The following is a 16,428-nucleotide window of genomic DNA, read 5'->3' as shown; positions in this document are numbered from 1 at the left end:
GGGCGGTGTTGATGGTGATGCCGCGGGCCTTTTCTTCAGGCGCTGCGTCGATCTGGTCGTACGCCTTGGCTTCGCCGCCGAACTTGGCGGACAGCACGGTAGCGATGGCTGCCGTCAGCGTCGTCTTGCCATGGTCCACGTGGCCGATGGTGCCCACGTTGACGTGAGGCTTGGTGCGCTCGAACTTTCCTTTTGCCATTTTTCCGACTCCGAAAAAAATCTAAACCAATTCAACAGGATTTCGGCGCAACCAGAACCGGACGCACCTGAAAGTGGTGCCCATGGCGGGAATCGGACCCGCGACCTCTCCCTTACCAAGGGAGTGCTCTACCACTGAGCCACATGGGCAACATGGCGCCGCTTGCGCAACACCAAATATCAAAACTCAACAACCAGCACACACAAGCAATGGAGCGGGAGACGGGAATCGAACCCGCGTCATTAGCTTGGAAGGCTAGGGTTCTACCATTGAACTACTCCCGCATCGGCAAACACCTTTGCGAATTCAGCGCCGCATCACTGCAGGCACCAAAAACCAGCTCTCAACACTGCTCGTCTTCTGGTGGAGGGGACTGGATTCGAACCAGTGTAGGCGTAAGCCAACAGATTTACAGTCTGCCCCCTTTAGCCACTCGGGCACCCCTCCGGAGAATTTCGAATTATAGCACTGTTTTCACGCACGAAAACAAATTGCGTCATTCATCGTGGCGCGGCTGGCGGGGATCGAACCCACGACCCTTGGCTTCGGAGGCCAATACTCTATCCACTGAGCTACAGCCGCACACATGCTTTGGCACAGCGTCGAATTATCGCACGCCGCGAAAGCGCGCCACCCAATCTGACGTCTCAGCTCACAGCCCGCCAGGCAACGACAATCCCAAACCCGAGAGATAGGCATCGGTACTCACCTGACCCACACGCGGCAGATCGAAGCCGCCGTCCGTCAGGATCCAGTTCTGCATCAGGCCATCAAACAACGCATGCAAGCCAACGGCGGCTTCCATGGAAGTCATGGGCAACGAGATGCCCTGCATGTGCGCTGCGACTTCGAAGTCGCGGGCGAGCTGGCGCGTGAATGCGTCGGCTGCAGCCACGTGCCTTTGCTTGACGCCCGCGAGTTCGGTCACGTACTCCACGCGATACAGCGCAATCTCAAACACGCGCCGTGTGCGCTCGTCCGAGGAAACCATTCTGAGCACCAGTGCCATCACCGCTCGCAGGCGCTGAACGGGGTCTGGGCAGGTGCTGGACTCGAAGGCACTGGAACCCTGCTCCAACGGCAGGCAGGCACGTTCCATCATGGCATTGAACAGATCGACCTTGTCCTTGAAGTGCCAGTAGATCGCACCGCGGGTCGCGCCTGCGGCGTGGGCAATATCGCTCAACGACGCACGCGACACCCCCTTCTCCAGGAACACCGCTTCTGCAGCGTCGATCAGGCCATTGCGCGTAGCAATCGCATCTTCTTTGGTCTTGCGCGCCATCTTGTGTCTCCGTCCTTCAAACCGGGAATACCGATGCACTTGCTGCCGCGCTTCGGTATCGGTTAATTATACATTCATGTCTGTATGTATAATCCCCACTCTTTGCGCCAGGACACTGGCCGAGGGACGCGCCTGAGCGGCGCCCCATTCGCCTACAACCCCAATCTTTGATGCCGACCAAAAGGACTCTCATGCTCTCGACGCGTGACACCTGCGCCATGGCGCCATTTCGCGGCGCTGCCGCCTGCCGTGCGATCGCACTGGCGACCCTGGCTTGCACCGCCGTGTTGCTGACTGCCTGCAGCAAGACCGATGCCCCAGCAGCTGGCGGCGGCAAGTCGGCGCAGATGCCGCCGGTGGAAGTCGGTGTGGTGACGGCCACGCCGGGCGACGTCGGCCTGGTCACTGAGCTGCCGGGGCGCGTGGAAGCCTCGCGGGTGGCCCAGGTGCGCGCGCGCGCAGCCGGCATCGTGGTTCAACGCCTTTTCAAAGAGGGCAGCGATGTCAAGGCGGGGCAGGCCTTGTACCGCATTGACGCGGCACCTTATGCCGCAGCGTCGGAGAGCGCACGCGCCAGCCTGGCCAAAGCACAGGCCAACCTCGCGCAGGCCTCGGCCCAGGTGGAGCGCTACCGCCCTCTCGTCAGCGCCAACGCCATCAGCAAGCAGGATTTCGTGAATGCAGAGGCCGCCGAGAAGCAGGCGCTGGCTGACGTGGCAGCCGCCAAGGCGGCGGTGCGCACGGCCGACATCAACCTGAGCTACGCCAACGTCACTTCCCCCATCTCCGGCCGCATCGGTCGCGCGCTGGTCACGGAAGGGGCGCTGGTGGGCCAGGGTGAGGCCACGCCGCTGGCCGTGGTACAGCAGATCGACCCGGTGTATGTGAATTTCACCCAGTCTGCCACCGATGTTTTCCAGCTGCGACGTGCCATGGAAAGCGGCCAGTTCAAGCGCGCGTCGGGGAGTGACGCGGCCCGCGTGAAGCTCGTGCTGGGCGATGGATCCGAGTATGGCGTGCCGGGCAAATTGCTGTTCACGGATCTGTCTGTGGACGCCACCACCGGCCAGGTCACGTTGCGCGCAGAGGTGCCCAACCCCAAGGGAGAACTGTTGCCAGGCCTGTATCTGCGCGTGCGGATCGAGCAGGCGCAGGCCAGCGACGCCATCACGCTGCCTCAGCAGGCGGTGACGCGCACGCAGCGCGGCGACACGGTGAGCGTGGTCGGTGAAGATGGCAAGGTGTCGCAGCGCGCCGTGAAGATCAGCACCGCGCAGAACAACCGCTGGGTGGTGTTGGACGGCCTGAAACCCGGTGAGAAGGTGATGGTGGACGGCTTCCAGAAGCTGCAGATGCTGCCCCCGGGCACCCCGGTGAAACCCGTTCCGTGGCAAGCCCCGGGCGCAGCCCCCGCCGCCGCGGCATCGGCACCGGCCGCGACGGCACCTGCGGCAGCGGCATCCAAGCCATAAGGGGCAACGCAGATGGCCAAGTTTTTCATCGACCGCCCCATTTTTGCGTGGGTGATAGCGCTGTTCATCATGGTGATGGGCGGCGTGGCAATCACGCAGTTGCCCATCGCGCAATACCCACCGGTGGCGCCGCCTTCCATCGTCATCAACGCCGCGTACCCGGGAGCCTCGGCACAAACGCTGGAAGACAGCGTGCTGTCGGTCATCGAACGCGAGATGAACGGATCGCCCGGCCTGATCTACATGGAGTCCGTAGCGCAGGCCGATGGTTCGGGCAGCATCACGCTCAGCTTCCAGCCGGGCACCAACGCTGAACTGGCGCAGGTGGACGTGCAGAACCGGCTTTCGCGCGCCTCGCCCCGGCTGCCATCGGCGGTGACGCAGCAAGGGGTGCGCGTGGACAAGTCCCGCTCCAACTTCCTGCTGTTCACCATGCTCTCTTCGGAGAACCCGAAGATGGACACGGTGGCCCTGGGCGACTATGCGTCGCGCAACATCGTGCCGGAGCTGCAGCGCGTGCCCGGCATCGGCCAGGCCCAGCTGTTCGGCACCGAGCGCGCCATGCGCATCTGGATCGACCCAGCCAAGATGGTCAGCTACAACCTGTCGGCGGCCGAGATCACCGCAGCGATCCGCGCCCAGAATGCGCAGGTGGCCAGCGGCACGATCGGCGACCTGCCCAACGTGGCCGGCCAGGGCATTGCCGCGACCGTGGTGGTCAACGGACAGCTCTCCAGCGTCGAGCAGTTTGGCAACGTGGTGCTGCGCGCCAACACGGACGGCTCCACAGTGCGCATCAAGGATGTGGCACGCGTGGAACTGGGCGGACAGGCCTATGCCACCTCGGCGCGCCTGAACGGCAAGCCTGCGGTGGGCATCGGCGTGCAGCTGTCTCCCAGTGGCAATGCGCTGGAGGCGGCGAAGGCCGTGCGCGCCAAGATGGACGAACTGTCGCGCTTCTTTCCCGAGGCCACCACCTGGAGCATCCCCTACGACAGCTCGCGCTTCGTGCAGATCTCCATCACGCAAGTGGCCATCACGCTGCTCGAAGCCGTGGCCCTGGTGTTCCTGGTGATGTTCCTGTTCCTGCAGAACTGGCGCTACACCATCATTCCCACCATCGTGGTGCCCATCGCCCTGCTGGGCACATTCGCCACGCTGCTTGCACTCGGCTTCTCCATCAACGTGCTCACGATGTTCGGGATGGTGCTGGTGATCGGCATCGTGGTAGACGACGCCATTGTGGTGGTGGAGAACGTCGAACGCATCATGAGCGAAGAAGGCTTGCCGCCGCTGGAGGCCACGCGCAAGGCGATGCGTCAGATCTCCGGGGCCATCATCGGTGTGACCGTGGTGCTGATCTCGGTGTTCGTGCCGCTCGCGTTCTTTGCGGGCTCGACCGGCAACATCTACCGCCAGTTCTCGGCGGTGATGGTGGCGTCCATCGGTTTCTCGGCCTTCATGGCACTGTCGCTCACGCCGGCGCTGTGCGCCACGCTGCTCAAGCCTGTCGAAGCCGGCCACCACCACGAAAAGCGCGGCTTCTTTGGCTGGTTCAACCGCGGTTTCACGCGCACGGCCAAGGGCTACGAAGGCGTGGTGGCGCGCATGCTCAAGCGTGCGGCGCGCTACCTGGTGATCTACGCGGCCATCATCGGTGCGGTGGTGGTCGTCTACATGCGCCTGCCCACGTCGTTCCTGCCGGGCGAAGACCAGGGCAACATCATCGTGAACGTGCAGCTGCCGCCGGGCGCCACACAGGAGCGCACGCTGGCCGTGATGCAGCAGGTGGAAGACTTCATCCTCAAGCAGCCCGAAGTGCAAAGCATGGTGGGCGTGCTGGGCTTCAGCTTCTCGGGTCAGGGCCAGAATGCGGCCCTTGCGTTCGTGACCCTCAAGGACTGGAAGGAGCGGCACGGGCCGGGCCAGTCCGCCCAGGACGTGGCGAACCGCGCGTTTGGCGGGCTGTCGGGCATCCGTGACGCCTTCATCTTTCCGCTGAGTCCGCCGCCCATCCCCGAGTTGGGCAATGCCAGCGGCTTCACCTTCCGCCTGCAGGACCGCAGCGGCGCGGGCCATGAAGCCCTGGTCAACGCGCGCAACCAGCTCTTGGGCATGGCCTCTCAGAGCAAGGTGCTGGCCCAGGTGCGACCGGACGGCCTGGAAGACGCGCCCCAACTGCAGATCGACATCGATCGCGACAAGGCAAACGCTCTGGGCGTGCCTTTTGACGCCATCAACTCTGCCCTGTCCACCGCGCTGGGGTCGACCTATGTGAACGACTTCCCCAACCAGGGGCGCCTGCAGCGCGTTCTGATCCAGGCCGATGCGCCGGCCCGCATGCAGCCGGACGATCTGCTCAGAATCAACGCCAGCAACAGCCAGGGCAAGCCCGTGCCTCTGTCAGCATTCGCCACCACGCGCTGGGTGAACGGAGCGCAGCAGACGGTGCGCTACAACGGTTATCCCGCCATCCGCATTTCGGGCGCGCCCGCGCCCGGGCAGAGTACGGGCGCCGCGATGGCCGAAATGGAGAAGCTGGCCGCCCAGCTGCCTGCGGGCTTTGGCTACGAATGGACGGGCCAGTCGCGCGAGGAAAAACTGGCGGGCGCGCAGTCGCTCATTCTCTACAGCTTCGCCATCCTGGCGGTGTTCCTTTGCCTTGCGGCGCTGTACGAAAGCTGGACCATCCCGCTCGCCGTGATCCTGGTGGTGCCGCTGGGCGTGCTCGGCGTGCTGCTGGCCACGCTGATGCGCGGCTACGCCAACGACGTGTACTTCCAGGTGGGGCTGATCACCATCATCGGCCTGTCCGCCAAGAACGCGATCCTGATCATCGAGTTCGCCAAGGACCTGCAGGCCCAGGGCCGCAGCGTGGTCCAGTCAGCACTGGAAGCCGCCCACCTGCGCTTTCGCCCCATCATCATGACCTCCATGGCGTTTGGCCTGGGCGTGGTGCCGCTGGCGATCGCCTCGGGGGCGGGCTCCGCGAGCCAGCGGGCCATCGGCACCGGTGTGCTGGGCGGCATGGTCACCGGCACCGCCCTGGCCGTGTTTTTCGTGCCCGTGTTCTTCGTGGTGGTGCGCTCGCTGTTCAAGGGCAGCGCGCGCCAGCAAGAGATGAACCGGCGCCACGCCGAAGAAGCAGGAGTTGGAATCCATGAGTAATCACCGCAGCACCCTTGTGGCCCTCGCGGCCGGCGCGCTGCTCGCAGGCTGCTCGTTCATCCCCGCCTATGAGCGCCCGGCCGCGCCCGTGCCGTCCACCTATGCGAGCGCTGCGGCGCAGGAATCTGCCGCACCCGCTGCATGGCAGGACTATTTCGCCGAACCGCGGCTGCGCGAGCTGATAGCGACCGCCCTCGCCAACAACCGCGATCTGCGCATTGCCGTTCTCAACATCGAGCAGGCGCGCGCCACCTTCCAGGTCCGGCGTGCAGACCTGTACCCTTCGGTTGGCCTTTCTGCCAACGCCAGCCGCGCGCCTGCGGCGGGCACGGGCGACCTGACCAACGCGTTCAGCGTGGGACTCGCGGTGTCGGCCTGGGAGATCGATTTCTTCGGCCGCATCGCCAGCCTCAAAGAGCAAGCCCTCGCGCAGTACCTGGCCACCGAAGAAGGCCGCAATGCCGCGCAGGTGAGCCTGGTAGCGTCCGTGGCCAATGCCTGGCTGAACTTGCTGGCCGACGAGGAGCTGCTGGAGCTGTCACGCCAGACTCTGGCCTCGCGCGAGGAATCGGTGCGGCTGACTCAGCTGCGCCTGGATTCCGGCGTGGCCTCGGCGCTCGACTTCCGGCAGGCCCAGTCGCTGACGCTGTCGGCCCGTGCCACCCTCGCGCAGCAGCAGCGCCAGCGCGCGCTGGATGAAAACGCGCTCGCCCTGCTGCTGGGGCAGCCGTTGCCCGACAGCGTGCGTGCCAGCCTGGCCGGCAGCAAGCTGGCCGACGCCCCGGCCATGGCGGCGCTGCCGGCTGGCCTGCCGTCTGAGTTGCTCACCCGCCGCCCGGACATCCGCCAGGCCGAGCAGCAGCTGATCGGCGCCAACGCCAACATCGGCGCGGCGCGTGCGGCGTTCTTCCCGCGCATTTCGCTCACGGCCCAGGCAGGCACGGCCAGTGGCGAGCTGTCCGGCCTGTTCAAGAACGGGTCGTGGGGCTTCACCATCGCGCCGTCGCTGCTGCTGCCCATCTTTGACGCGGGACGCAACCAGGCCAACCTGGAGACTGCACAGGCGGGCCGGTCCATCGCACTGGCCCAGTACGAAAAGGCCATTCAAACCGCGTTTCGCGAGGTGTCGGATGCCTTGGCCGGACAGGCCACTCTGCAGGACCAGGCGAAGGCCCAGCAGATGCAGGCCGAGGCCGAGGCCGCGCGCCTGCAGCTGGCGGACCTGCGCTATCGCAACGGCGTCTCCAGCTACCTGGACCTGCTGGACGCCCAGCGCTCCCTGTTCGCCGTGCAGCAGGCGGTGGTGCAGGTGCGGCTCGCGCAACTGCAAAACCAGGTCGCGCTGTACCGGGCGCTGGGCGGGGGTGTGCCCTCGGATGCCGCGGCGCGAGCGGCTGGCGCGCCCGCCTCCTGAATCGGGGTGCGGCCGCCCCGGGCACACGCGCCTGGGGCGGGCCGGGGGCACACATATAATTGAGGGTTGATTTCATCATCAAAGCCCCCCGATACAAACTGAGGACGACATGAGCGACAACCACCACGAAGAAGCCCATACCGGACCGATCAAGAACCCCAAACAACTGCTGGTCGCGGTACTCGCCTCGTTTGTGATTCCGATCTTCGCCATCATTGGCCTGGTCCTGTATGTCACCTCGGCAGACAAGTCCGCTCCTGGTTCCGGCGACCCTGAAAAGTCGATTGCGCACCGGATTCAGAAGGTCGGCATGGTGGAAATTCGCGATGCCAACCGGCCGCTGGCCAACGGCGAAACCGTCTACAAGGCGCAATGCGCCGCCTGCCATGCCACGGGCGCCGCCGGCGCGCCCAAGTTTGCCGATGCCGACGCCTGGGCGGCCCGCCTCAAGACTGGATTCGAGACGCTCGTGAATTCGGCGCTCAAGGGCAAGGGCGCCATGGCGCCCCAGGGCGGCGGAGATTTCAGCGACACCGAAATCGCGCGCGCCGTGGCCTACCTGGCCAACTCCGCCGGTGGCAAGTTTGCCGAGCCCGCAGCCCCTGCCGCTGCGGCCCCAGCAACGGCAGCTGCCCCCGCCGAGCCCGTGGCAGCTGCATCGCCCGCTGCCCCTGCAGCACAGACCGCACCCGCCGCTCCTGCCGCACCCGTGGCAGCCGCCGGGGCCAACGGTGAAGCCCTTTACAAGCAGGCCTGCCAGGTGTGCCATGCCGCAGGCGTGGCGGGCGCCCCCAAGCTGGGCGACAAGGCCGCGTGGTCTGCGCGGCTGTCTGCCGGGCTGGACGCCCTGCACGCCAGCGTGATCAAGGGCAAGGGCGCGATGCCTCCGCGCGGCGGCGCGGCCCAGGCGTCGGACGCCGACCTGCGCGCCGCTGTCGAATACATGACGGCCAGCGTGAAGTAAACGGCATCGCGCCACACGGCACGCCACACCCCGCGTTGCGCCGCAACAGGGGGGCGTGGCACAGAAGAAAGACCGGCACGCGCAGCGCTGCCGGTTTTTTTTATGGGCGGCGGGGTAGGCCCGGCTCAGCGGGCGAAGGCGCCAGGGGGCTGGTCACAAAGCCGTAGCGCGCGGGCAGCTCGGCGGCGTTCACTTCATGCGGCGTCCAGCGGCCTGCGTCGATGGTCTCGGCCGCCAGGCCCACGTCCTGGGTGTGCACCAGGCCCAGTCCCAAGGGCGTGGCCAGGTACAGGCGCCCCTCCTCGTCGAGCAGGCAGCCCTGCACGGTGGTGCCGCGACCGGTGTGCGACAGCACCGACCCATCGGGCTGAATGCGCCAGACCCAGGGGGTGAGCTCCAACTCCACAAACACACGCTGGGGGCCGTTCTGGAAGAACCACCGCCCCTGTTCGTCGGCTTCGTAGTTGCGGGCGATGAAGTCGAGCAGCTTCTCGTGCTGCAGCAGCGCGCCGCGCGCCTGGGGAAACGGCCCCTCGGCCTGCGTCGCATCATCGCGCAGGTACCAGCGGCCCCGCGCGTCCAGACCCAGCCAGCCGTAGACGGCGGGCACGTTCGGCCATTTGGCGATGGCCTGTTTGACGATGTCATCCATGGAGCGATTGTGCAGGTGCCGTGTGGCTGCGGTTGTCGGCGTGCGCCGCGAGCCACGCGCCCACGGCGTCGGGCATGGCGCGCACATGGCCAGGCGGGCGGCCCTGCGCAAAACCCACGTGGCCGCCATGGGCGGGCTGCCACAGCGTGACGCATGGCCCCACCTCGTGCGCGGCGGGCAGGCTGCTGGCGGGCACAAACGGGTCGTTGCGCGCGTTGACCACCAGCGCAGGAATGCGAATGTTGCGCAGCAGCGGCTTGGCCGAGGCGCGCTGCCAATAGTCCTCCGTGTTGCGATAGCCGTGCAGTGGCGCGGTGAACACGTTGTCGAACGCGTACAGGTCCCGCGCCGCGAGCAGCGCCGCGCGGTCGAAGAGCCCCGGGTGCTGCGCCAGCTTGGCCAGCGCCTTGGGCACCAGCGTGCGCATGAACATGCGCGTGTAGATCTGCCGGTTGAAGCCCCGGCCGATGGCGTGGCCGCCCGCAGCGAGGTCGATGGGCGAACACACCGCAGCCACGGCATCTGCGCTGCGCGCTGCGTCGGCGCCCACTTCGGCCGCCCAGCGCAGCAGGGCATTGCCGCCCAGCGACACGCCCACCGCCATCAGCGGCCCGGCGTGCGCCGCACGCAGGCGCTGCAGCATCCAGCCGATTTCGGCATGGTCGCCCGAATGGTAGGCACGCGGCGCGCGGTTGATCTCGCCGCTGCAGCCCCGGAAATGGGGCAAGGCACAGGCCCAGCCCCGCTCGCGCGCCAGGTCGGCAAAGGCCTCGCTGTAGTGGCTGCGCGATGAGCCCTCCAGCCCGTGGAACACCACGAGCAAGGGGCGCACGGGCTGTGGGGCAGCGTGCGGCGCTGCCTCGTCCAGAAAATCGACGTCCACAAAGTCGCCGTCGGGCGTGTCCCAGCGCTCGCGGCGGTACACCGGGTGCGGGCCAAACACCCGGCGCGAAGCCAGCGCGGGCCAGATGGTCTGCAACTGGCCGCCGGGTAGCCACCGAGGCGCTACATATTTCATAGCTGTCAACGCTTATCCACAAAGCGCTGAGCGGCAAAAAAGCTCAAAAACCTGTGCATCCACGGCCTCCTGTCGCGGCTTTCAATGCAGCACCGGGCGCTGGGCCTGCACCACCTGGGCGTCGGGCTCGGTGCCGGGGCTGGCGTGGTGGGCCACCATGCGCCAGCCTTCAGGGGTCTTGTGGTAGACGTTGGTGGCCAGCACCACGGCTTGGTGCAGCCCGTCCGGCAGCATCACCTCCACCTGCTCGGCCACGCTGTGCACGGCTGCGGTGAGGGCCACCACGCGGTGCACCTGCACGGGCCGCGCGCGCACGGTGCCGTTGGCGAACATGGCCTCGAACGCCGCGCGGATGGCGCCAGGCCCCAGCAGGCGCGGACCGCCGGGGTGCACGCAGACGATGTCGTCATCCTCTGCCCAGCACGACATCAGCAATTCGATGTCGCCGCGTTGCAGGGCTTCGTAAAAGGCGGATTCGGTCTCGTCCGAGGATCCGCCCAGCGTGGCTGCTCGGGAGGTGGAACGGGGCATGGTGTGATGGGGCGGCCGGAAAAAAGGTTGGAAGCGGAATCAATGCTGCCGGTATTGTGCGGGCAGAGCGGCCGGCGCTGCCCGCCCCCGGTCTTTTCGAGTGACAAGCGTTCTGGCACAGTCGGCGCTTTCCTTTCACCCCGGCCACTGCGGGCCGCTCGCCATGACACGACGCTTTCTCGCCCTCCTCGGCCTGCTGGCCGCCACGCTCGCGCTCAGCGGGTGCGGCTACAACGATTTCCAGCGGCTGGATGAGCAGTCCAAGGCCGCCTGGAGCGAGGTGCTCAACCAGTACCAGCGCCGCGCCGACCTGGTGCCCAACATTGTGGCCACGGTCAAGGGCGAAGCGGACTTCGAGCAGGAGACACTCACCCGCGTGGTCGAGGCGCGCGCCAAGGCCACGGCCATCCAGGTCACTCCCGACACGCTGACCAACCCCGAGGCGTTCAACCGTTTTCAGCAAGCCCAGGGCGAGCTGTCGGGCGCACTGTCACGGCTCATGGCGGTGTCCGAGCGCTACCCCACGCTCCAGGCCAACCAGGGCTTTCGGGATCTGCGTGTGACGCTCGAAGGCACCGAGAACCGCATCGCCGTCGCACGCAACCGCTACATCCAAACGGTGCAGGACTACAACGTGCTGGCCCGCAGCTTCCCCAGCAACCTGACGGCGATGGTGTTCAGCTACGCCCCCAAGCCCACGTTCACCGTGGCCAATGAGGCACAGATCTCCGCCCCGCCCGCCGTGGACTTCTCGGCCTCGCGGCCCCAGCGCTGATCCCGGCCCACTGCAACTGGATCAAAAATGCCCTTAGCGCTTATCCACAAAGCGCTGACAGCTATCATTTTGATAGTTATAGCACTACCATGGGCGCGGGCTGACGCGGGCCTGGTGCCTGTCCCCGCGCTCACCCGTCCCGTCATCGACCAGACCGGGACCCTGAGCGCTGCCGAGTTGCAGGCGCTGCAGGCACAGCTGGAGGCGCTGGCGCAATCACGGGGCTCGCAGGTGGTGGTGCTGATGGTGAACACCACGGCGCCCGAAGACATTGCAGCGTTTGCCAACCGCGTGGGCAACCAGTGGAAGGTAGGACGCCGCGGTGTGGGCGATGGCGTGCTGGTGGTGGTGGCGAAAGGCGACCGGCGCATGCGCATCGAGGTCGCCAAGGCCCTGGAGGGCGCCATCCCCGACATTGCCGCCGCACGCATCATCGACACGGCCATGAAGCCGCGCTTTCAGCAGAACGACTACGCGGGCGGTCTGCGCGCCGCCATCGAGCAACTGGGCACGCGCATCGCGGCCGAGAACCTGCCCGCGCCCGAGGCGCAGGCGCACGGCGTCGGCGGCTCCGGGGATGGCGGATTCGACTGGACCGACCTCGCGCTGTTCCTGTTTTTTGGCGTCATCGTGCTGGGGCCGCTGCTGCGCAGCCTGCTGGGTGGCGCGCCCGGCGGTCTGCTGATGGGGGGCGGCGTGGGTGCGCTGGCACTCTGGCTCACCGCCAGCATCGCGGTAGCGCTGGGCGCAGGCCTGCTGGCCCTGGTCTACACCTGGTTCTTCAGCGGCCGCAGCAGCGGGCCGATCACCCTGGGCGGCGCCGACGCTGGCGGCTGGGGCGGGGGTGCAAGCTGGGGCGGCGGCAGCGACAGTGGTGGGTTCAGCTCGGGCGGCGGGGGCGATTTTGGCGGAGCCTCTGGCGACTGGTGAAACGCATGGCCACACAGACACCCTCCCACCCGGCGCGCCCGGGGCTGTTGCAGCGCGTCGTGCGGCTGGTGCAGCACCGCGTTGCCGAAGGCGCCCTGCGTCGCAGCTTCACGCCCGAACTCGTACAGCGGCTGGCGAGGCACGTGGCCGCCAGTGAGCGCCGGCACACCGGACAGATCCGCATCTGCGTCGAAGGCGGGCTGCCCCTGTCCTATCTGTGGCGAGGCGCCACCGCCCGCGAGCGTGCCTTGACGCTGTTTGGCAAGCAGCGCGTGTGGGACACCGAAGCCAACAATGGCGTGCTCATCTATCTGCTTGCGGCCGAACACGCCATCGAGATCGTGGCCGACCGGGGCCTGGCGCGGCATGTGCCCGACGGAGCCTGGCAAGCGCTGGTGGCGCAGATGGGCGACGCGTTTCGTGCAGGGCGCCATGAAGACGGGCTGACGCAGGCGCTGGCCGAGGTGTCGGCGCTGCTGGTGCTGCACTTTCCGGCACCGGACAGCGCCGGGGCCAGCGTGCCACCGCATCCCAACGAACTGCCTGACCACCCCATCATTGGGCGGGCAGGCTGACCCGGTGCACGGCGCAGCACGTGCACAACGCCGCTGTTCACCGGCGGCGCGGCGCCTGTACACTTTGCAACCGCCGCTGCACCCGTCCTCCCGCGCGAGAGGGCGGCCTGCTCAGGGCGCCGCCCCGGAGCAGGAAATCGAGACTTCGTTCACCGCGCCGTCCCGGCGGTAAACAAATCGTTCCGCCAACTTCTTGACGAAATGCACACCCAGCCCACCGACATGCCTGTCTTCGAGCGAGGCCTCGACATCGGCAGCCACCAGCGCGGTGGGGTCGAACGGCGGCGCCTCGTCGCGCAACACGGCGTGCAGGGTGGCGGGGGCGTCAAACACCACCTGCAGCCACACCGGGCCGCCCTGCCCCGCATAGCCGTGGGTGGCCACGTTGGTCAGCAGCTCGTCCAGCATCAGGCCGAAGGACGACGCCAGGGGCCCCGGCACGCCGTGCTCCTGCGCCCAGCCGTCCAGCCGTTCGAAGAACGCCGGAAGCTCCGCGACGGTGCCGGACAGGGTGCACTGCAGTTCAGCCGGGGGGTTCATGGGCAGCATGCGCTGGAAGGGGCCATGGGCGTTGGCGTGGATCGGCGCCGTCCCATCCGGGCAGGCTCACGCAATCGTCAGCGCATTGTGGCATGAGCCGGGCAGCCATTTCCCCCGCCGAAATGGCTGCGCAGCCCGGGGCCGATGGCCCCCGGAACACGCCCCGTTTCGCGGCGCTGTGGGAAGTGGCCGGGCTCTGGCTGCTGATCGTCCTGGCCGGCGTGTTGCTGATCGCGTTCCTGCTGCTCAACATCCGCACCGACGAAGAGCAGAACATCCAGCGTGCGCGGCTCTCGCTCACATTGGCGGCGCTGCAGGAATCCATTGAGGGCGACCTGGCCCTGGGCCTGGACCTGCCGGAGCTCCGGGCGGTGCAGCCCCGCCTTGAAAAGGCCTTGTCGGCCGACCGGCGGCTGCACGCCATCGACGTGGTGGACCGCGCCGGCCTCGCGCTCTTCAGCACCGACCGCGGCGCCGTGGGCGAGCCCCTGCATCCGCGCGCGGGCGTTGCCGCCGACCTCGGCGCGCGCACCGATCGCGCGTGGACCGCGCAGATCGGCGCGGAAGCGCTGACCGGACTGCCGCTGCACAACGCCTTTGGCGAGGTGGTGGGCCACATCACCACCAGCTATCCAGCGCCCAACCCCGCGCTGCAGTGGGCGCACGACAAGACGCTGCGCGATGCGCTGCTGAGCCCCCTGCTGCTGGCCACCTGCGCGCTGCTGGTGGCCGTGGTGCTGCTGGGCGGGCTGGCAGCGCGCTGGGCACTGTCGGCCCACTACCGGCACCTGGCGCAGGAGCGCGCCGGCACACTGGCGCGCGCCCTGGCGCAGTCGGCGGCCGTGCGGCAGCGCATGGACCTGTGCCTGGCCCGGCTGGACGAAAGCGAGCGCCAGGAATGACGCGACGCTCGCTCAAGGACAGCCCCCCCGCACCGGGCACGGCGCGGGCCGGCACCGCCCTGCGCCTGGGCCTGGCCGCACTGGTGCTGCTGGCGCTGGCTGCGGCCTTGCTGGCCGGGCTCACGCACCACCAGCTCAATGACCTGCGCCAGGACAGCGAGCGCACACGCGCCCAGTTGATGGCCGAATCGCTGAGCCAGCGCATCGCGCATGCGCTGTCCATCGGCATTCCGATGGAATCCCTGGTCGGCGTGGACGCCTTGTTCACCCAGCGGCTCGGCGCCCATGCAGACATCCATTCCATCGCGCTGCTCAAGGACGCCGGCGAGTTGCTCAATCGCGTGGACCGCGACCGCAACAGCCAGGCCCGCCCCGGCACCACGGCCGATGCGCCCGTGATGGTGGGTGGCGTCGCCCGGGGCACCGTGCGCCTCACGCTGCAGGAGCGGGGCGCGGCCGCGTTTGCACGCAGTGCGGCGGCCCTGCTGATTCCCACCGTGCTGCTGCTGGCCACGCTGGCCTATCTGGCCGCGCGCTTCTCGCAAGCCCAGGGCCCGCTGTTGCGCAACCATGCCGTGCGCCTGGCCACCCGTGCCATCGCTGCGGGGCGCTATGACCGGTCGATGGTGCTGCCGCACCGGCGCGGTTTCGATCTGCGCGTGCAGCAGCTCGGCCACGCTGTGCGGGGTGTCCACGAAACCCTGGTGCGGGTGCGGCGGCTGATCGCGTCCTTGCGCCAGACCGAGCCCCAGGCCCACCGCCGCGACTATCTGGACCGGCTGCTGGCCGACGCCGAAGGGCCGAACCGTTTCGCAGAGCACGGCCTGGTGCAGATCCGCGTGGGGGCGGCCGAGGCGCAAACCTTCTGGGCGAGCGTGCTGCTCGCCATGGGCGCGACCGCCCTGCCCGGTTTGCTGCTGGCGCAGGGCGCCGCTGCGGGCGACAGCGCGGTGCACGCAGCCGGTGCGGCCTGCGCATGGCTGGCCGCCGCCACGCTCGCAGGCTGGGTGACGCAGCGGCGCCGCTGGACTGCGCTGTCGGTGGTGTTTGCAGCCGGCGCGGCGCTGGGCTCCGTGGCCTGTGGGCTGGCCGCGGGTGCACTCCTGGCCCTGGATGACCATGCCGTGCTGCATGGCACCGCCGCGTGGTGCGGCCTGGCCGCTGGCGCCGTGGTGGCGGCCTGCAGCGCCGTCGAGCGGGCTGCCCGCCGGCAAGGGCATGCGCACGCGATGCCCCGCTGGCCGGCGGCGGCCCTGGGCGCCTGGCTGAGTGCAGCCGTCTGGCTGGGGCCCGCGCTGGGCGCCGTGGCGCTGGCGGCCCTGGGCGCGGTGTACGGCGCGCTGGCCGTCATGCTGCCTGTGCTGTGCGCAGGCTTTTTGTTGCTGCGCTGGAACGGTCCCCGCAGCCCGTGGCGCAGCCGCGTGCGAGACCTCTTCCCCGGCCCGGCAGCCTCCGCCCCCGCGTTCTCTGCCCCGGCACGGCCTGGCGGCGCGGGGCTGGGCGTGTCCCTGGCCGCCGGATTGCTGGCAGCGCTGGGCCTGGCGGCGTCCACCGCACCTGCAGACCAGCTCGACAACACTGTGCTGGCCTGTGCACTGGGCCTGGGTCTGGTGGCGGGCGTGCTGGCTCCGGCGCGCGCGCGGCGCGGGCGACTCAGCGCCCCGCTGCTGGGGGCTGCAGCCGTGCTGAGCACCTTGAGCTGGGTCGCGCCTGTCGGCGTTACCGGCGCGGCTGTTTTGCTGGGTGCTGCGGCACTGCCCACCGCCTACCTGCTGGGATGTACCCTGGCGGCAGTGCAGCGCATCCATCCCTGGCCCCCCGCCCTTTGGCTGCTGGGCGCCACGGTGGGCGCGGCGCTGGCGGCAGCCCCCCTGGCGGTCGGCTGGGCCCCGGCCCTCACCCTGCTGGCCGCTGCGCTGGCCCTGGCAGGGAGCGTCTGGCGCGGACGCAGCAGGATCCGCCCGCACATGCCGAAAGGCCGTGATGCAGCTTAGAAGCCGGAT

15 protein-coding genes and 4 tRNA genes are annotated in these 16,428 nt (G+C 68.2%); 9 read left to right on the top strand and 10 right to left on the bottom strand.

All coding sequences use genetic code 11. The features are described from left to right. The 6 genes from ACOQFS_RS04375 to ACOQFS_RS04350 all read right to left on the bottom strand — a co-directional run. A partial coding sequence (locus ACOQFS_RS04375) for a GTP-binding protein (protein ID WP_421561726.1) occupies positions 1–199 on the bottom strand: 199 nt, incomplete at its 3' end. Between the two features lie 74 nt (positions 200–273). After that, a tRNA-Thr gene (locus tag ACOQFS_RS04370) sits at positions 274–348 on the bottom strand. 61 nt (positions 349–409) lie between these two features. Then, positions 410–483, bottom strand: a tRNA-Gly gene (locus tag ACOQFS_RS04365). Between the two features lie 77 nt (positions 484–560). Then, positions 561–646 (bottom strand) — tRNA-Tyr (locus ACOQFS_RS04360). Between the two features lie 59 nt (positions 647–705). After that, positions 706–781: transfer RNA gene (locus ACOQFS_RS04355), tRNA-Arg, on the bottom strand. Positions 782–851: 70 nt separating this feature from the next. After that, positions 852–1,484 (bottom strand): TetR family transcriptional regulator, encoded by a 633-nt coding sequence (locus tag ACOQFS_RS04350; protein WP_421561725.1) that lies wholly within the window; start codon positions 1,482–1,484, stop codon positions 852–854. Between the two features lie 191 nt (positions 1,485–1,675). On the opposite strand from ACOQFS_RS04350, the gene ACOQFS_RS04345 reads away from it, so the two are divergent. The 4 genes from ACOQFS_RS04345 to ACOQFS_RS04330 all read left to right on the top strand — a co-directional run bounded on the left by ACOQFS_RS04345 (position 1,676) and on the right by ACOQFS_RS04330 (position 8,502). Further along, entirely contained in the window at positions 1,676–2,956 is a 1,281-nt protein-coding gene (locus ACOQFS_RS04345; protein ID WP_421561724.1) for an efflux RND transporter periplasmic adaptor subunit, read from the top strand. 12 nt (positions 2,957–2,968) lie between these two features. Further along, positions 2,969–6,124 (top strand): efflux RND transporter permease subunit, encoded by a 3,156-nt coding sequence (locus ACOQFS_RS04340; RefSeq protein WP_421561723.1) that lies wholly within the window; start codon positions 2,969–2,971, stop codon positions 6,122–6,124. After that, positions 6,117–7,538, top strand: coding sequence for an efflux transporter outer membrane subunit (locus ACOQFS_RS04335; RefSeq protein WP_421561722.1), 1,422 nt, complete (start codon positions 6,117–6,119; stop codon positions 7,536–7,538). Before ACOQFS_RS04340 ends, ACOQFS_RS04335 begins: the two co-directional genes overlap by 8 nt. Before the next feature lie 109 nt (positions 7,539–7,647). Continuing rightward, a complete protein-coding gene (locus tag ACOQFS_RS04330) occupies positions 7,648–8,502 on the top strand; it encodes a c-type cytochrome (RefSeq protein WP_421561721.1) in 855 nt (284 codons plus the stop codon). 100 nt (positions 8,503–8,602) lie between these two features. On the opposite strand, the gene ACOQFS_RS04325 is transcribed toward ACOQFS_RS04330, so the two are convergent. The 3 genes from ACOQFS_RS04325 to ACOQFS_RS04315 form a co-directional block, all read right to left on the bottom strand. Beyond that, complete coding sequence (locus ACOQFS_RS04325) at positions 8,603–9,154, bottom strand: DUF2946 family protein (RefSeq protein ID WP_421561720.1); 552 nt, start codon at positions 9,152–9,154, stop codon at positions 8,603–8,605. After that, complete coding sequence (locus ACOQFS_RS04320) at positions 9,147–10,172, bottom strand: YheT family hydrolase (protein ID WP_421561719.1); 1,026 nt, start codon at positions 10,170–10,172, stop codon at positions 9,147–9,149. Before ACOQFS_RS04320 ends, ACOQFS_RS04325 begins: the two co-directional genes overlap by 8 nt. 81 nt (positions 10,173–10,253) lie before the next feature. After that, positions 10,254–10,703, bottom strand: a complete 450-nt coding sequence (locus ACOQFS_RS04315) for a YybH family protein (RefSeq protein WP_421561718.1) — start codon at positions 10,701–10,703, stop codon at positions 10,254–10,256. 163 nt (positions 10,704–10,866) lie between these two features. Between ACOQFS_RS04315 and ACOQFS_RS04310 the strand changes: the two genes are divergently transcribed. The 3 genes from ACOQFS_RS04310 to ACOQFS_RS04300 are packed head-to-tail and all read left to right on the top strand — an operon-like array spanning position 10,867 to position 12,983. Beyond that, positions 10,867–11,478 (top strand): LemA family protein, encoded by a 612-nt coding sequence (locus ACOQFS_RS04310; RefSeq protein WP_421561717.1) that lies wholly within the window; start codon positions 10,867–10,869, stop codon positions 11,476–11,478. Between the two features lie 27 nt (positions 11,479–11,505). Beyond that, entirely contained in the window at positions 11,506–12,408 is a 903-nt protein-coding gene (locus tag ACOQFS_RS04305) for a TPM domain-containing protein (protein ID WP_421561716.1), read from the top strand. 5 nt (positions 12,409–12,413) lie between these two features. Continuing rightward, complete coding sequence (locus ACOQFS_RS04300) at positions 12,414–12,983, top strand: TPM domain-containing protein (RefSeq protein ID WP_421561715.1); 570 nt, start codon at positions 12,414–12,416, stop codon at positions 12,981–12,983. A 111-nt stretch (positions 12,984–13,094) separates the two neighbouring features. Here the strand turns inward: ACOQFS_RS04300 and ACOQFS_RS04295 are convergent, their stop codons facing one another. Next, positions 13,095–13,523 carry an ATP-binding protein gene (locus ACOQFS_RS04295; RefSeq protein ID WP_421561714.1) on the bottom strand — a complete coding sequence of 143 codons (429 nt, stop codon included), beginning with the start codon at positions 13,521–13,523 and terminating at the stop codon, positions 13,095–13,097. 122 nt (positions 13,524–13,645) lie between these two features. On the opposite strand from ACOQFS_RS04295, the gene ACOQFS_RS04290 reads away from it, so the two are divergent. Both ACOQFS_RS04290 and ACOQFS_RS04285 read left to right on the top strand, forming a co-directional pair. After that, positions 13,646–14,425 carry a hypothetical protein gene (locus ACOQFS_RS04290; RefSeq protein WP_421561713.1) on the top strand — a complete coding sequence of 260 codons (780 nt, stop codon included), beginning with the start codon at positions 13,646–13,648 and terminating at the stop codon, positions 14,423–14,425. After that, positions 14,422–16,419 carry a hypothetical protein gene (locus tag ACOQFS_RS04285; protein WP_421561712.1) on the top strand — a complete coding sequence of 666 codons (1,998 nt, stop codon included), beginning with the start codon at positions 14,422–14,424 and terminating at the stop codon, positions 16,417–16,419. The genes ACOQFS_RS04290 and ACOQFS_RS04285 overlap by 4 nt, the downstream gene beginning before the upstream one ends. The last annotated feature ends 9 nt before the right edge of the window (positions 16,420–16,428 follow it).

This window comes from Paracidovorax sp. MALMAid1276 (genome assembly GCF_049198005.1).
In the GTDB taxonomy this organism is placed as follows: Bacteria; Pseudomonadota; Gammaproteobacteria; order Burkholderiales; family Burkholderiaceae_C; genus Acidovorax.
This window is presented reverse-complemented; position numbering and strand designations above follow the sequence as displayed.

Bases quoted from the DNA above. Each gene is read 5' to 3' on its own strand.
- ACOQFS_RS04350 (WP_421561725.1), bottom strand. From the start codon at position 1,484: ATGGCGCGCAAGACCAAAGAAGATGCGATTGCTACGCGCAATGGCCTG.
- ACOQFS_RS04345 (WP_421561724.1), top strand. From the start codon at position 1,676: ATGCTCTCGACGCGTGACACCTGCGCCATGGCGCCATTTCGCGGCGCT.
- ACOQFS_RS04340 (WP_421561723.1), top strand. From the start codon at position 2,969: ATGGCCAAGTTTTTCATCGACCGCCCCATTTTTGCGTGGGTGATAGCG.
- ACOQFS_RS04335 (WP_421561722.1), top strand. From the start codon at position 6,117: ATGAGTAATCACCGCAGCACCCTTGTGGCCCTCGCGGCCGGCGCGCTG.
- ACOQFS_RS04330 (WP_421561721.1), top strand. From the start codon at position 7,648: ATGAGCGACAACCACCACGAAGAAGCCCATACCGGACCGATCAAGAAC.
- ACOQFS_RS04325 (WP_421561720.1), bottom strand. From the start codon at position 9,154: ATGGATGACATCGTCAAACAGGCCATCGCCAAATGGCCGAACGTGCCC.
- ACOQFS_RS04320 (WP_421561719.1), bottom strand. From the start codon at position 10,172: ATGAAATATGTAGCGCCTCGGTGGCTACCCGGCGGCCAGTTGCAGACC.
- ACOQFS_RS04315 (WP_421561718.1), bottom strand. From the start codon at position 10,703: ATGCCCCGTTCCACCTCCCGAGCAGCCACGCTGGGCGGATCCTCGGAC.
- ACOQFS_RS04310 (WP_421561717.1), top strand. From the start codon at position 10,867: ATGACACGACGCTTTCTCGCCCTCCTCGGCCTGCTGGCCGCCACGCTC.
- ACOQFS_RS04305 (WP_421561716.1), top strand. From the start codon at position 11,506: ATGCCCTTAGCGCTTATCCACAAAGCGCTGACAGCTATCATTTTGATA.
- ACOQFS_RS04300 (WP_421561715.1), top strand. From the start codon at position 12,414: ATGGCCACACAGACACCCTCCCACCCGGCGCGCCCGGGGCTGTTGCAG.
- ACOQFS_RS04295 (WP_421561714.1), bottom strand. From the start codon at position 13,523: ATGAACCCCCCGGCTGAACTGCAGTGCACCCTGTCCGGCACCGTCGCG.
- ACOQFS_RS04290 (WP_421561713.1), top strand. From the start codon at position 13,646: ATGGCTGCGCAGCCCGGGGCCGATGGCCCCCGGAACACGCCCCGTTTC.
- ACOQFS_RS04285 (WP_421561712.1), top strand. From the start codon at position 14,422: ATGACGCGACGCTCGCTCAAGGACAGCCCCCCCGCACCGGGCACGGCG.